The organism is Janthinobacterium sp. YR213, assembly GCF_900099875.1.
GTDB classification, from domain to species: Bacteria; Pseudomonadota; Gammaproteobacteria; order Burkholderiales; family Burkholderiaceae_D; genus Janthinobacterium; species Janthinobacterium lividum.
Window position 1 is genome coordinate 244665 of sequence record NZ_FNDA01000001.1, and the last position, 14009, is coordinate 258673.

Consider the following 14009-nt stretch of genomic DNA (forward strand, 5'->3'; position numbering starts at 1 on the left):
TTCCTTTCAGGGACGCGCCAGGGTGGAGGCGATATCGGTGCGGTAGGCGCGCGCGGCGGGAATGGCGGCGGCCAGCAAACCCACGGCCACGGCGATGACGGGCAGCCACGCTTCTCCGGGGACAATGCGCCAGGCTTGCAGGTTCAGCTCCTGCATCGATGCCAGCCAGCCCAGCAAGCCGACGGCCGCATGGCCCAGCAGCCAGCCCAGCGCCGCGCCCGTCAATGACAGCAGCAAGCCCTGCGCCAGCAGCAAGCGCAGCAGTTTGGCGGGCGAGGCGCCCAGGGTGCGCAGGATGGCCAGGTCGGTCTTGCGCTCTTCCAGCGCGCCGTACAGCGCCACGAACAGCGACAGGGCCGCCACCAGCAGTACGCCGGCGGCAATCGCCCGTAGCACATCGATGCCCACGCCCAGCAGGTTGAACAGCCGTGCCGCCTCGAAAGCGGGCTGCGCCGCCTGCAGGCGGGCCTGACTGTTCACCCAGCGGGGCAGGCTGATCGCGGCCAGGGGCGACGCGTATTGCACCAGCACGGCCGTCAGTTCGCGCTCGGGCGCGGCGGCTGGCACGGCTGGCTGCTCATCGGGATCCGTTTCATGCACTTGCCATACGGAAGCGACGGGCGTGAGGATCAGCCGGTCCAGCACCGTGCCCGTGGGCGCCAGGATGCCCGTCACCGTGTAGGGCGCGTGTTCGTGCACTTCGCCGCCCGCCGCCAGTCCGTGCGAGCCGGCAAAGCTGGCGCCGAGGGTGGCGCCCGTTTCGCGGGCCGCCCTGGCGCCGAACACGGCTTGCATGGCTTGCGTAAACAGTTTTCCTTGCGCCAGGTGCGCGCCATAGTGGTCCAGCAGCGCCGTCGTGCTGCCGACGATGCGGAAACCGTGGAAGTTGTCTCCCAGCGCGAGCGGAATCGCCGATTTCACCAGCGGCTGCGCGGCCAGCGCCGCCAGCGCGCTGTCGGGAATGTTACCGGTCGGAATATCGGCGTGATACACGGACGACAGGATCAGCTGCAAGGGCGAGCCTTTCGCGCCCACCACCAGGTCGATGCCTTGCGCATCGCGCTCCGCGTGCTCTTCCAGCTGGCTCGATACGCCGAGTATGAACGTCATCATGGCGATGCCGATGGCGACCAGCAGCAGGTTCAGGCTGGACGCCAGCGGCTTGTGGCGCAGGGCGCGCCAGGCCAGGGTGGCCGCGTTCATGCCGCACCCCTGGCGCGGGGCAAGCGCAGCACGAGAGCATCGGGCAGGGCGGCCAGCACCCTGGCGTCGTGGCTGGCAATCACCAGCGAGGCGCCAACTTGCGCGGCCTGGCTGGCCATCAAGGTGACGACGGCGGCGCAGGCGTCGTCGTCGAGGTTGTCCGTCGGCTCGTCGGCCAGGATCAGTTGCGGGCGCATGACGACGGCGCGCGCGATGGCGGCCCGTTGCCGTTCGCCGCCGCTCAGGGCATGCGGGTAGGCATCGAGCTTGTTGGCCAGGCCCAGCTGGCCCAGCAAGCTGGCCGCGCGGGCCGGATCGGGCCGCTGGCCGCTGGCGTAGGCAGGCAGCAAGACATTATCGAGCACGTTCAAACTGGGCACCAGCGCCAGTTGCTGGGGTAGCAAGCCGATGGCGCGGCCGCGCCAGCTGTCGCGCTGGCGTGGCGTCAGGCCGGGCAGGGACGTTCCCGCCACGTCGAGGCGACCCGCCTGCGGCGCCAGGATGCCGGCCAGCAAATGCAGCAAGGTGGATTTGCCGGAGCCGGACGGCCCCAGCAGCAACGCATGGCGCCCGGCGGGCAAGTGAAAGGCGGCGATGTCCAGCACGGGGCAGGCTGGATCATAGCCATAGGTCAGGGAGGCGAGGTGGAGCATGGAATTCTTTCGGGTGGCTAGCTGGCAAAGATTGCTGCACAAATGCAACTGAGCTGCATTATAATTCAAACGCAATAGACTTGCATTTGAAATGCAACCTCCTTGATTGCCAACCTGATCGCCCCATCCGAAAGATACCCATGACCCAACGCAAACTCCCCGTCACCGTCCTGTCCGGCTTTCTCGGCGCCGGCAAGACCACCTTGCTTAACCACATACTGCGCAACCGCGAAGGCAAGCGCGTGGCCGTCATCGTCAACGACATGAGCGAAGTCAATATCGACGCCTCGCTGGTAAAAGACAGTGCCGCAGCGGCTGGCGCAGCCCTGTCGCGCACGGAAGAAAAACTCGTGGAAATGTCCAACGGCTGCATCTGCTGCACCCTGCGCGACGATCTGTTGCTGGAAGTGCGGCGCCTGGCCGCGGAAGACCGCTTCGACTATCTGTTGATCGAATCGACGGGCGTGGGCGAACCGATGCCCGTGGCCGCCACCTTCGACTTCGAGGATGAGCACGGCGACAGCCTGAACGACGTGGCGCGCATCGACTGCATGGTCACCGTCGTCGACTGTGCCAACCTGCTGGCGGATTTTCATAGCGAAGACAGCCTGGAGCAGCGCGGCGAGATCGCGGGCGAGGGCGACGACCGCCAGCTGGCCAATTTACTCACGGAACAGATCGAATTTGCCAATGTCATCGTCCTCAACAAGGTCGACATGGTCGATGCGGCCGAACGCCTGCGCGTGCTGGCCATCTTAAAAGCCCTGAATCCCGGCGCGCGCATCATCGAAACCAACCAGTCCATCGTGCCGCTGGACGCCATCCTGGGCACGAACTTGTTCGACCTGGAGCAGGCGGCCAGCATGCCGGGCTGGGCCCAGGAACTGGCCGGCAGCCACACGCCGGAGACGGAAACGTATGGCATCAGCAGCTTCGTCTACCGGGCGAAGGAGCCGTTCCACGCGCAGCGCCTGCACGATTACATCGCCCAGCCGATCAAGGGCGTGGTGCGCAGCAAGGGTTATTTCTGGCTGGCCAGCCGTCCCGAATGGGTGGCCAGCCTGTCCGGCGCGGGCAAGCTGATGAATATCGAACCCGTGGGCCTGTGGTGGGCCTCCGTGCCGAAGGAGCGCTGGCCGACGGATGCGGCCTCCCTGGCGGAAGTCAAAGCGGGCTGGAGCGAAACGTATGGCGACCGCTACCAAGAGCTCGTCTTCATCGGCCAGGACATGGACCAGGCCGCCATCGAGGCGGACTTGAAGAAATGTCAACTCAACTATACGGAAACGCGCCAGGGCATGGCCGCCTGGCGCAAGCTGCCCGACCCGTTTCCCCAATGGCAACGCATGGAAGAACTTGAAGATTAACCATCGATAGGAAAGCAATATGACAGAACTGATCCCCGTTACCATCATCACGGGTTTTCTCGGCAGCGGGAAAACCACCTTGCTCAAACGCATATTGCAGGGTGATCACGGCGTGCGCATCGCCGTGATTGAAAATGAATTCGCCGCCGAAAGCATCGACCATGGCTTGCTGGTGCAGGACAGCGACGAGCAGATCGTGGAAATGAACAATGGCTGCATCTGCTGCAGCGTGCGCGGCGACCTGATCCGCATCCTGGGCGAGCTGCACGCCAGGCGCGCATCGGGCACCATCGCCTTCGACCACGTGATCATCGAAACGACGGGCCTGGCCGCGCCCGGTCCCGTGGCGCAAACCTTCTTTGCGGAGCCGTCCGTCAGCGAATTCTACATGCTCGACGCCATTTTGACGGTGGTCGACGCGCGCCACGCGCAGCAGCAATTGACGGCGCACAAGGAAGCGCAGGAGCAGGTGGGCTTTGCCGACCGCATCCTGCTGTCGAAGACGGACCTGGTCAGCAAGGATGAGCTGGCCGCGCTGCGGCAACGGCTGATCGCCATCAATGGCCGCGCCAGCATACAGAAAGTGCGTTTTGGCAATGTGCCCCTGCGCGATATCCTGAACATCCGTGGTTTCAACTTGAACGCCATCGTCGAGCTGGAGCCGGATTTCCTGGGAGAATTGGGGCACCGCCATGGGGACGGCGTGCAATCGTTCGTCTACCATCAGTCCCAGTCCCTGGATCTGCTGCAGGTGGAAAATTTTCTCGATGCCGTGGTGCAGCTGTTCGGCACCCAGCTGATGCGCTACAAGGGCATTTTGTATGTTGCCGATCTGCCATGCCGGGCCGTATTCCAGGGCGTGCACATGCTGATGGGCTCGGAACTGGGCGCGCCGTGGCGCGACGGCGAGACGCGCGCCAGCAAGATGATCTTTATCGGGCGCGACTTGCCGCGGGATATGCTGACGCGGGGCCTGGACCGTTGCGTGTCCGGCGCCGCCAGCCCAGCGAGCATGATGGCCGAGGTGATGGCCGGGGAGGCGGCATGAGCGTGGAAGCGGGCTTGCCCGCCCTGGCGCTGATCTTTCTGCTCGGCATGCGGCATGGGCTGGAACCGGATCACCTGGCCGCCGTCGATGGCCTGACTCTGCGCAGCCAGGCCGCATCGCCGCGCTGGGCGCCGTGGATGGGCGCGCTGTTTGCGCTGGGGCATGGCCTTACCGTGCTGGCCATCGTGGCCGTGGCCGCCGCGGCGTCGGCGCAATTCACGCCGTCAGAAACCGTGTTCGGCTGGCTGGAATGGCTGCCCATCGTTTTGCTGCTGCTCATCGCCGGCATGAATGCGCGCAGCTTGCTGGCCGGCGCGCAACTGGCCGAGGTGCGCGGGCGGCTGCTGCCACGCTGGCTGCGGGGCGCATCCGGGCCGCTCGCCGCCATCCTCGTCGGCATGCTGTTCGCGCTGGTCTTCGACACGGCCCTGCAGGCCGCCGCCTGGGGCTATGCGGCCGTCGCGCTGGGCGGCATGCAGCCAGCCTTGCTGACCGGCCTGGTGTTTGCTGTGGGCATGGGCGTGACGGATACCTTCGATGGCTGGGTCACGGCAAAAGTCATGCGCACCGGCCAGATTGACCTCGTGCGCGCCTTCCGGCGCCGCCTGGGCTGGCCCATCGTCGCCATCTGCGTGGCCATGGCCGCCTACATGGTTGCCGGCAAGCTCGATTCCGCCTGGTCGCTGCCGGAAAGCTGGACGGCGGCCCTGGGCGCGGCCATGGTGCTGCTGATGGCGGCCCTGTACGGCTGGACCTTGCTGGGTTTGCGCCGCGTGCGTGCCTGAGGCGGGGGCGTGGGTATAATGGAAAAAAACTGCCGGATTCCACCATGCCCGCACCTGAAATCGTCATTCGCCTGCTGACGCCGGCCGACACCGCCGCCTTTTGCGCGCTGCGCCTGCGCGCCATCCTCGATTCGCCCAGCTCGTTTTCCTCGTCGCGCGAGGATGAGCTGGCGCGCACGCCGGAAGAACATGTGCAGCGCATCGCCGGCGGCCCGTTGCACCGGGCGTTCGGCGCCTTCGATGGCGAACGCCTGGTCGGCTTTGCCGGCTTGCGGCGCGAATCCATGCGGCAACTGTCGCACAAGGCCTTGCTATGGGGCGTGTTCGTCGATGTGGCGCAGCGGGGCAAGGGCGTGGCGCGGCGTCTCGTGAACGCCTGCATCGAGCAGGCCGAGACGGATCCTGCCGTCATGCAAGTGCATTTGAGCGTGAATGCGGAAAACAATGCCGCCTTGCGCCTGTATGAATCGCTGGGATTTATCGCGTATGGCACGGAACCGCGCTCGATGCGCGTCGGCGACTTGTTTTACGACGAGCATCACCTGGCTTTATTGATCAGGTAATGCTGCTGCCGATTACTTGCAGCGCGGGCACAGCCCCTTGATCAGGTAATCGACTTCGCCGCCGCTGAAACCTTCCGGCAACAGCACGGGCGGGGGCAGCTTGACTTCATTGAAGCAGGTGACGTTGGCGCATTTGGTGCACTGGAAGTGCGCGTGCTCATGCGCCTGGTGGCCTGCGCCCGCGCTGAAGCGCCACACCTGGTCGGCACCGGCGATGCGGTGCACCAGTTCATTTTCCGTCAGCCATTCCAGTACCCGGTACAGGGTGACGGAATCGATATCGCTGTCCTGGGACAGCGCCTGCTGGATTTCATGGTGGGTCAGCGAACGGCTTTGCGCCATTAAAAAGTCGAGCACCTTCACGCGCGTCTTGGTGACGCGGGCGTTGGTGTTGCGGATCAGCGATTCGGCTTGCGGTGTAGAAGATGATGTCAACATGATAGGCCTGCTTGCGGGGGATCGGCTGGCGGCGTCATCGCCGTGCCTTTGCCACCCTCTGGGCCGTATCTTAGCATGCGTGCCGCACCGGATGGAACGGCGTCATGGTTTGAACGTCCAATAGCGGCCGGCCACCGTATCGACGGGGTCGAGAAAGCGCTGGTCGGCGCGCGCATGGTTGCGTATCAGATAGAACATATCGGACAGGGCGGAGCGCTTTTCCGCGAAATACGCGTGTTTCATGAAGCTCGTGTCGACCCCGCTGGCATCGATGGTTTCCACGCCCGCCACGATCAGCATGCCGGCGCCGCTGTCGCCCGCCCGCCGGTAGCCGTGCACGGCTTTCGAAGCGGCCAGGGCCAGGTCTTGCGACGAGGCATACAAGGTGACGGGGTTGCGCGCGGCAGCCAGTTTCGGCGCGATATCGTGCTTGAAGATGGCGGCGTCGATATCGGGCGCGGACAGGATGATTTCCGTAATCTTTTGCGCCAGCTGCGGCTGCGCGGCCAGCAAGTCGGCCACGGCGCGCGCCAGGCCGCGGCTGCCCATGCTGTGTCCGACCAGATACACTTGCGCCGCCTCCGTGCTGGCGAGAAAGTCGGCCAGGAAGCTGGTGAGGTGAGGCGTGCTCCACTCGATATTGTTTTCATCGATGGTGTAGCCGGCCACCTCGCCGCGCGACGGCCAGCTGTAGAACACGGGCGCGCCGTCAAAGCCCAGGTCGTAGGCCATCTGTCCCGTGCGCCGCGCCGCATCCTCGAAACTCACGTTATAGCCATGCACGAAGATAAAGGCGCTCTTGCCGGCCGAGGCGCGGATCTGGGTCTTCAAGGCGGCAAAGAAGTTGTCGCGGTCTTGCACCTCGGCCGACAGCAGCACCACGTGCTTGGCCGGGTCGTCGCGAAACTCCTGGCGCCACAGCGACGGCGATTCCAGCTGGCCCATGCGATGGTCGCGGGGGATGCTGATGTCGCAGCTGCCATAGCTGAGCGGGCCATTGCCGCCCATGATGTTGCGTTCGCCGCTGAAGCGCTGGGCCGGCGGCTTGCCCACATCGCGCTGGCGGTCCGTGGCGAAATACACTTTCACCACCGCATAGTTCGACACGACGGCGCCCTGGTCGGCAGTGGCGGGCGACGGGGGAAATGGACGCAGCGGGGGCTGCACTGCATCGAGCAAGCCTTGCGCGGCAAACAGGGTTTCCATGTCATCGGGCACTTTCGCGCTGGACAGGGCGGCCGACAGTGCCAGTTGCAGCCGGGTATCGGCAGGGTCGGCTTCCAGCGCGGCGATGGCGGCGAGGATGGCGGCGGCGCTGTCGAACTTGGCGATGGCCTGCTTGAGCCGCGCATAGTGGCTGGCGACGGCTTCGGGAGCGCGGCCGGGCGCGCCATGCCCGATGCCTGCCACGACAGCGGAAGTGATCAAGTCCATGCGCCACCTGCCTTTCAGGTCAATCTGGATCGAATGTCAATCCATATTGCCATAAAAGCACGCGAAAAGCGACTTGTCCAGCGTCCCATGCAGCGGGCGCGGCTACGGTCAATGCTGCTTGTCGTCGCTGAACTGCTGCGCCAGCGACTGCAGGGGTGCTACCGTCAGACCGCCGCGGCTCACGTGCTCGGGGATGGCCACGCGCACTGGCTTGCTGTGCATGTTGGCGGACGACAGCACATTCGTGGTGGTCTCCGGCGCCGCATTCCACACGGGGTCGACGATGCCTTCGAACACATGTTTCAATTGCTCGCCCCAGGTGTCGCGGATCATGCGGAAATACTGGTTCTTTTCATCGATGGTGACAAAGCGCGTGACGGCCAGGCTGCCCGTCTCGTAGACGAGCAGATCAAGCGGCAAGCCGACGGAAATGTTCGAGCGCAAGGTCGAATCCATGGAAATGAGGGCGCACTTGGCCGCCTCGTCCAGGCGCGTGAACGGGTTGATGACCCGATCGATGATGGGCTTGCCGTATTTCGCTTCGCCGATCTGGAAATACGTGTTTTCATCGTGCGATTCGATGAAATTGCCGGCCGAATACACCTGGAACAGCCGGCAGCGCTCGGCGCCGATCTGGCCGCCTAAAATGATGCTGACATTGAAATCGATGCCGCAGTCGGCCAGGGCCTTCGCTTCGCGCAGGTGCACGGTGCGCACGGCTTCGCCCACGATGCGCGCCGCATCGTACATGCTGGCCACGTTCCAGATGCTGCGTCCGTCCGCATCCACGTGTTCGGAAACGATCTGGCGGATCGCCTGCGAGATCGACAGGTTGCCGGCCGTCATCAGGACCAGCATGCGGTCGCCCGGGTTCTCGAACACGCTCATCTTGCGGAAGGTGCCCACCTGGTCCACGCCGGCATTCGTGCGGGAGTCGGACAGGAAGACCAGGCCTTCGTTCAGGCGCATGCCTATGCAATAAGTCATCGTCGTAAATCAAGTAAAAGGGGTAGCATTTTACACCAGCCGGGCCTGGCAACCAGCTTGCAAGGCCCGGCCAGCCTCATTCCTGCCGTTTACACGGGCACGATCTGCACATCGACCCGTAATGTTTCCGTGCCGCCACCCTGGCGCACGCCGCGCACGGGGGCCGCCGAATCGTAGTCGCGTCCGATGGCCAGGCGGCAATACGCATCCGTCATCAGGCGCGCATGCGTGACATCGATGCTGACCCAGCCCGCGAAATCCGTGTCTTCCGTCCAGGCGTCGACCCAGGCATGGCTGGCCGCGTGGCCCGTCGTGCCCGGATCGATATAGCCGGAGACGTAGCGGGCCGGGATGCCCCAGGCGTGGCAGCAGGCGAGGAACAGATGGGCGTGGTCCTGGCACACGCCGCGCCCCAGCGCCAGCGCGTCGCCGGCCGTGGTGGTGACCATGGTGGCGCCGCTTTCATAGGCCACCTTGCCGACGATGTGCTCGGCCAGGCGCAGCAAGTGGCCAGTGCCCGCCGTCACGCGCCGGTCCGGCAGGCTGGCGGCGCTCAGCTCGAGGATGGCGGGATTGGCCTGCGTCAGCGGTGTCGGCATGGTAAACAGCAGCGGCGACAAGGTATCGACCAGGTTCAGCCGTCCCTTGTGCGGATAGATGGTTTCCACCACGCCATGCGCCACCAGGCTCAGGGAGTGATGGCTGCCGTTGATCGTCAGCATGTGCGACAGATTGCCGTAGGCATCCGTGTAGGCGTGGCACTGGCCCGGCGTGGTGATTTGCCAGGACAGGGCCCGCTGCTGCGGCTCGATACGCGGCGTCAGGTGCAGCTGCTGGATGGTGTAGGCCAGCGGCGCACTGTAGGCGTAATGGGTTTCGTGGCGGATGGTGAGCTGCATCAGGCCGCCAAGGGAACGAGGAAATCGCGGCTGACCCGGTTGCCCAGGTCATAGATGTTTTCCAGAAATTCCGTCAATGTATGGTGCAAGCCCGCCTTCATGATGTCGTCGATATGGCCGAATTTCAGCTCCGCGTGCAGTTTGCCAGCGAAACGCTCCGTATCGGCGGACACATCGTTGCGGATATGCTTGAGGTTTTCCACCACGTCATCCATGCAGGCCAAAAGCGACCTGGGCATGTCGCCGCGCAGCATCAGCAATTCCGCCACCCGCGCCGGGGTGATGACGTCGCGGTACACCTTGCGGTAGATTTCAAAGCCGGACACGGAGCGCAGCAGGGCCGCCCAGTAGTAGAAATCGCGCTGGGTGATGTCTTTCGACGTATCGCGCGCGCCGTGGAACTTCACGTCGAGGATGCGCGCCGTGTTGTCGGCCCGCTCGAGGAAGGTGCCCAGGCGGATGAAATGGATCGCTTCGTCCTTGAGCATGGTGCCCAGGGTCACGCCGCGCGACAGGTGCGAGCGGTATTTGACCCATTCGAAGAACTGGCTGGGGTCCGTTTCCAGCAGATTGCTTTTCAGGCGCTTCTGCATGTCGAGCCAGGTGGCGTTCTGGATTTCCCACACTTCCGTCGTCAAGGTGCCGCGCACGGCGCGGGCGTTTTCGCGCGCGCCCGTCAGGCAGGCGAGGATGGACGAGGGGTTGTTCGGATCGCGCACCATGAAGTCGAGCACGTCGCGCGTGTGGAAACGGCCATATTTGTGGTCATACGCGCTTTGCAGCTCGGAAATACCCAGGGTGGCGCGCCAGCCCTGTTCCGCATCCTGCTCGGACTGGGGCAGCATCGAGGTTTGCATGTTGACGTCGAGCATGCGCGCCGTGTTTTCCGCCCGCTCCGTGTAGCGGGCCATCCAGAACAAATGATCGGCGGTGCGGCTCAGCATGCTTTTTCTCCTGCAAACACAGATGTTGGTTCCAGTACCCAGGTATCCTTGGTGCCGCCCCCTTGCGAGGAGTTGACCACCAGCGAGCCTTCGCCCAGCGCCACGCGGGTCAGGCCGCCGGGCACCATGGAAATCGTCTTGCCGGACAGTACGAAGGGGCGCAAATCGATGTGGCGCGGCGCAATGCCGGCCTCGACATACGTGGGGCAGGCGGACAGGGCGAGCGTGGGCTGGGCGATGTAGCCGCCCGGATTGGCCAGCAGGCGCTGGCGGAAATCCTCGATCTGCGCCAGGCTGGACGCCGGCCCCACCAGCATGCCGTAGCCGCCCGCGCCATGCACTTCCTTGACGACGAGTTTCGCCAGGTTGGCCAGCACGTACGACAGGTCGGCGCTCTTGCGGCACTGATACGTCGGCACGTTGTTGAGTATCGGCTCCTGTGACAGATAAAACTTGATCATGTCGGGAACAAAAGGATAGATCGACTTGTCGTCGGCCACGCCCGTGCCGATGGCGTTCGCCAGCGTGACTCTTCCGGCGCGATACACGGACAGCAGGCCCGGCACGCCCAGCGACGAGTCCGAGCGGAAGGCCAGCGGATCGAGGAAATCGTCGTCGACCCGGCGGTAGATGACGTCGACGCGCTTGGGCCCGCGCGTGGTGCGCATGTACACCGAGTTGTCGTTGACAAACAGATCCTTGCCTTCGACCAGCTCCACGCCCATTTGCTGGGCCAAAAACGCGTGCTCGAAGTAGGCGGAGTTGTACATGCCGGGCGTCATGACGACGACGGTCGGGTCATCCACGCCCATCGGCGCGACGGAGCGCAGGTTGTCGAGCAGCATGTCCGGGTAATGGTCGACGGGGGCGATGCGGTTGCGGGCGAACAGTTCCGGGAACAAGCGCATCATCATCTTGCGGTCTTCCAGCATGTAGGACACGCCGGACGGCACCCGCAGATTGTCTTCCAGTACATAGAATTCGCCCTGGCCGGCGCGCACGATGTCGACGCCGGCGATGTGGGCGTAAATGTCGGAGGCGACGGAAATACCCTGCATTTCCGGGCGGTACTGGGCATTCTTGTAGATTTGCTCGGCGGGGATGATGCCCGCCTTGATGATGTTTTGCTCATGATAAATATCATGGATGAACATGTTCAAGGCTTGCACGCGCTGTACCAGGCCCGTCTGCATCTGCGCCCATTCCGTGGCGGGGATGATGCGCGGGATGGTGTCAAACGGAATCAGGCGTTCCGTGCCGGCATCGTCGCCATACACGGCGAACGTGATGCCGACCCGGCGGAACGTCAGGTCGGCTTCGGCCCGCTTGCGGGCGATGGTCTCGGGGGATTGCTGCTCCAGCCAGTTGCTGAATTCACGATAGTGTTCACGTACCTTGCTGTCCGTCCCCACTTCATTTGCAGTCATTTCATTGAAAAAATTTGCCATGTTGTGATTTCCCTTGAGCCGTGTCTATGCATAGCTCAGCAGGAAGCGTGCCAACAAGGCAGGCGTGAACAGGTGTAAATATGACCACTTTTGTGGCGTCGCGCCATTGCTTGCACCAATTCGGTGCGCTAGGCGTCACTCTTGGGGACGTCGGCGGGCTGGACGAAGGGGCGGCAATCGACGGGCACGTCAAAGATGAAGCTGGTGCCTGTCTCGGCCGCGCTGTCGACGGCGATGCTGCCGCCGTGGCTTTCCGCCACGCTCTGCACGAAGGGCAGGCCGATACCCCAGCCTGGCGCGGGGCTGTCGTTCTCGCGGCGCAGGTAGTCAAAGATGCGTTCGGCCTGTTCCGGCGCGATGGGCCGCCCGCTATTGTGGACGGTGACGATCAGGCGTTCGTGGGTCGCTTCCACGTGCACGCTGATGGGCGCGTCGTCGCCATACTTGAGGGCATTGCCGAGCAGGTTTTCCAGCGCGCGCCGCAGCGAGTTCTCGCACCACCAGCCGATGACGGATTGCCCGCTGACCTGGCATTTGCCCGGCCGCTGCAGGTTGACCTGGCTGGCCACGGCGTGCACCAGCGGCAGCACGTCGAACTGGCTCAGCACCAGCGGCAACTGCTGGCCCTGGTGGTAGCTGAGGCCATCGAGCAATTCCTCGATCATGCTGTCGAGCCGCTTGCTGTGCTCGACAATCTTGTGCGCCAGCAATGTCACCCGTTCCGGGTCGGCTGGCCTGAGCAGCAGCTGGGCGCTGGTGCTGATCACGGCCAGGGGATTGCGCATGTCGTGCGACAGGCCGGCCGCGATACGGCGCCGGAAGCCTTCGTGCATGCTGGTAAATTCGCGTATCGATTCGCGGATGCCCGAGTCGATCGACACATTGATCACCTGCCAATCCTTGCTGCGCAGGGTGATGCCGGACTCATGCGCGGTGGCGGCGAAGCAGTCGCGGAAGATCTGGTATTCCTGGATCACCTGTTCCGGGCCGTAATTGGTCATGCGCGCCCGTTCATTGCCATGCACGGCGGGCACGTTGCTGTTGCTGGCGGCGTTTTCGCGCGGGTGGCCCGGGGTGAGGGCTTCGGCCAGGTTGTCGAAAAAGGCGGGCAAGGTATTGATGAGTATGGGCGTGAGCAACTGGTCGGCGCCGCGCACCTTGGCGCGCACGCGCTGTTCCCAGGCGCTGAGGACGGCGTCGCGCATGGCAAAGATGCGCTGCGCGCGCTGCAATGGCTGGCGTGCGCTGGCCTGGCGACCCGCGTGATGATCCGTGGCAATACTCACCTGGACTCCTGACTGCAATGACTATGCTTGCGATAGTATGCGCCAATTCAGCCGCCGGGGAAACGCCTTATTGTCCAGTATCGGCCTGCCGCAGGGCCGCATCGAGGCGGGAAAGTGAGGCAGACCATTCGGCCAGCGAAAAGTTCTGTGGATCATCATGACCATTCGCAAACCCTGTATCGATGACGGCATGGAAGGCGGGGATCAGCCACGTGCCCCTGCGCACGCTGGCGGCGATATACAGCAGGGCAAGCCGCTCGTATTGCGCAGGCGTAAAGCCGGGATCGGGCGCCAGGCCATCGTTGCCCTTGCCGCCGCCGGGCACCGAGTTGCGCGGCTGCACCAGCTCCACGTGCAGGAACAGGCCCGTCAGCGACGGCTTGTCCTTTTCCAGCTTGCTGGCGTAGCTGGCCGTGCCAAAGTCGCGCACCTGCAAGGAGCCGCCCAGGCGGTTCACGTAGACATGGCCTTTCGGACCGCCGCCCAGCGCCGGATTGCGCAAGCTGAAGTCGTTGAAATCCCAGCTGGCATCGTTGATGTGGCCGGGAATGGCGTCAAGCAGGAAATTCGGGTAGCTGGTGTCGTGGATGACGAAATAGCGGGCCATGGGCGCGGCCAGCCGGCCCACGGCGCGCGACAGGGGCGCGTCGACGGCGCCGCCCACATCTGCCTCGGCGATGCCTTGTTCCGCCAGCCAGGCGCGCAACCTGGCCGGAGCGATGCCCGTGCGCTGGCCGATGCGGGCGGCAAGGAAGTCCGGCAGCGGCACACTCTCGCCCAGGCGCGCATACAGTTTGACGGGGCGCAGCAAACACGTGGCTTGCGCCAGCGCATCGCCCTTGAAGCCGCTTTTCCAGGCAGCATACGGGCAGGCGGCTTGCTTTTGGGCCGCGGCAGGCAGGGACAGGCAAAGCAAAAGCAGCAGGGCAGGGAATCGTTTCATGTCGGCATTGT

Annotated in this window: 14 protein-coding genes; 4 read left to right on the top strand and 10 right to left on the bottom strand. The window is 64.2% G+C overall.

Translation table 11 applies throughout. From position 1 onward, the window contains the following. Positions 1–6 precede the first annotated feature (6 nt). Both BLT98_RS01020 and BLT98_RS01025 read right to left on the bottom strand, forming a co-directional pair. Entirely contained in the window at positions 7–1203 is a 1197-nt protein-coding gene (locus tag BLT98_RS01020) for an FtsX-like permease family protein (protein ID WP_092604870.1), read from the bottom strand. Beyond that, positions 1200–1856: an ABC transporter ATP-binding protein gene (locus BLT98_RS01025; protein WP_092604871.1), complete on the bottom strand. Its 657-nt coding sequence runs from the start codon at positions 1854–1856 to the stop codon at positions 1200–1202. The genes BLT98_RS01020 and BLT98_RS01025 overlap by 4 nt, the downstream gene beginning before the upstream one ends. Positions 1857–1996: 140 nt before the next feature. Between BLT98_RS01025 and zigA the strand changes: the two genes are divergently transcribed. The 4 genes from zigA to BLT98_RS01045 are packed head-to-tail and all read left to right on the top strand — an operon-like array spanning position 1997 to position 5619. Beyond that, a complete protein-coding gene (zigA, locus tag BLT98_RS01030) occupies positions 1997–3223 on the top strand; it encodes a zinc metallochaperone GTPase ZigA (protein ID WP_034787407.1) in 1227 nt (408 codons plus the stop codon). Positions 3224–3242: 19 nt separating this feature from the next. Then, on the top strand, positions 3243–4271 hold the full coding sequence (locus BLT98_RS01035; RefSeq protein ID WP_092604872.1) for a CobW family GTP-binding protein: 1029 nt from the start codon (positions 3243–3245) through the stop codon (positions 4269–4271). Continuing rightward, entirely contained in the window at positions 4268–5056 is a 789-nt protein-coding gene (locus BLT98_RS01040) for a HoxN/HupN/NixA family nickel/cobalt transporter (protein WP_092604873.1), read from the top strand. Before BLT98_RS01035 ends, BLT98_RS01040 begins: the two co-directional genes overlap by 4 nt. 44 nt (positions 5057–5100) lie before the next feature. Further along, positions 5101–5619, top strand: coding sequence for a GNAT family N-acetyltransferase (locus BLT98_RS01045; protein ID WP_092604874.1), 519 nt, complete (start codon positions 5101–5103; stop codon positions 5617–5619). A gap of 12 nt (positions 5620–5631) precedes the next feature. On the opposite strand, the gene BLT98_RS01050 is transcribed toward BLT98_RS01045, so the two are convergent. The 8 genes from BLT98_RS01050 to BLT98_RS01085 form a co-directional block, all read right to left on the bottom strand. Beyond that, positions 5632–6057, bottom strand: a complete 426-nt coding sequence (locus BLT98_RS01050; RefSeq protein WP_034787417.1) for a Fur family transcriptional regulator — start codon at positions 6055–6057, stop codon at positions 5632–5634. 102 nt (positions 6058–6159) lie between these two features. Beyond that, positions 6160–7491, bottom strand: a complete 1332-nt coding sequence (locus BLT98_RS01055) for an alpha/beta hydrolase (protein WP_092604875.1) — start codon at positions 7489–7491, stop codon at positions 6160–6162. A 108-nt stretch (positions 7492–7599) separates the two neighbouring features. Further along, positions 7600–8478 carry a proteasome-type protease gene (locus BLT98_RS01060; protein WP_092604876.1) on the bottom strand — a complete coding sequence of 293 codons (879 nt, stop codon included), beginning with the start codon at positions 8476–8478 and terminating at the stop codon, positions 7600–7602. An 89-nt stretch (positions 8479–8567) separates the two neighbouring features. Continuing rightward, positions 8568–9377, bottom strand: a complete 810-nt coding sequence (locus BLT98_RS01065; protein WP_070279556.1) for a transglutaminase family protein — start codon at positions 9375–9377, stop codon at positions 8568–8570. Then, the gene (locus tag BLT98_RS01070) at positions 9377–10321 is read right to left on the bottom strand and encodes an alpha-E domain-containing protein (protein ID WP_034787425.1); all 945 of its coding nucleotides are present in this window, start codon (positions 10319–10321) and stop codon (positions 9377–9379) included. Before BLT98_RS01070 ends, BLT98_RS01065 begins: the two co-directional genes overlap by 1 nt. Continuing rightward, positions 10315–11769: a circularly permuted type 2 ATP-grasp protein gene (locus BLT98_RS01075; protein ID WP_052140579.1), complete on the bottom strand. Its 1455-nt coding sequence runs from the start codon at positions 11767–11769 to the stop codon at positions 10315–10317. The genes BLT98_RS01070 and BLT98_RS01075 overlap by 7 nt, the downstream gene beginning before the upstream one ends. Before the next feature lie 128 nt (positions 11770–11897). Continuing rightward, positions 11898–13055, bottom strand: coding sequence for a sensor histidine kinase (locus BLT98_RS01080; protein WP_139178938.1), 1158 nt, complete (start codon positions 13053–13055; stop codon positions 11898–11900). A 67-nt stretch (positions 13056–13122) separates the two neighbouring features. Continuing rightward, positions 13123–13998: a hypothetical protein gene (locus BLT98_RS01085; RefSeq protein WP_139178941.1), complete on the bottom strand. Its 876-nt coding sequence runs from the start codon at positions 13996–13998 to the stop codon at positions 13123–13125. Positions 13999–14009: the final 11 nt, after the last annotated feature.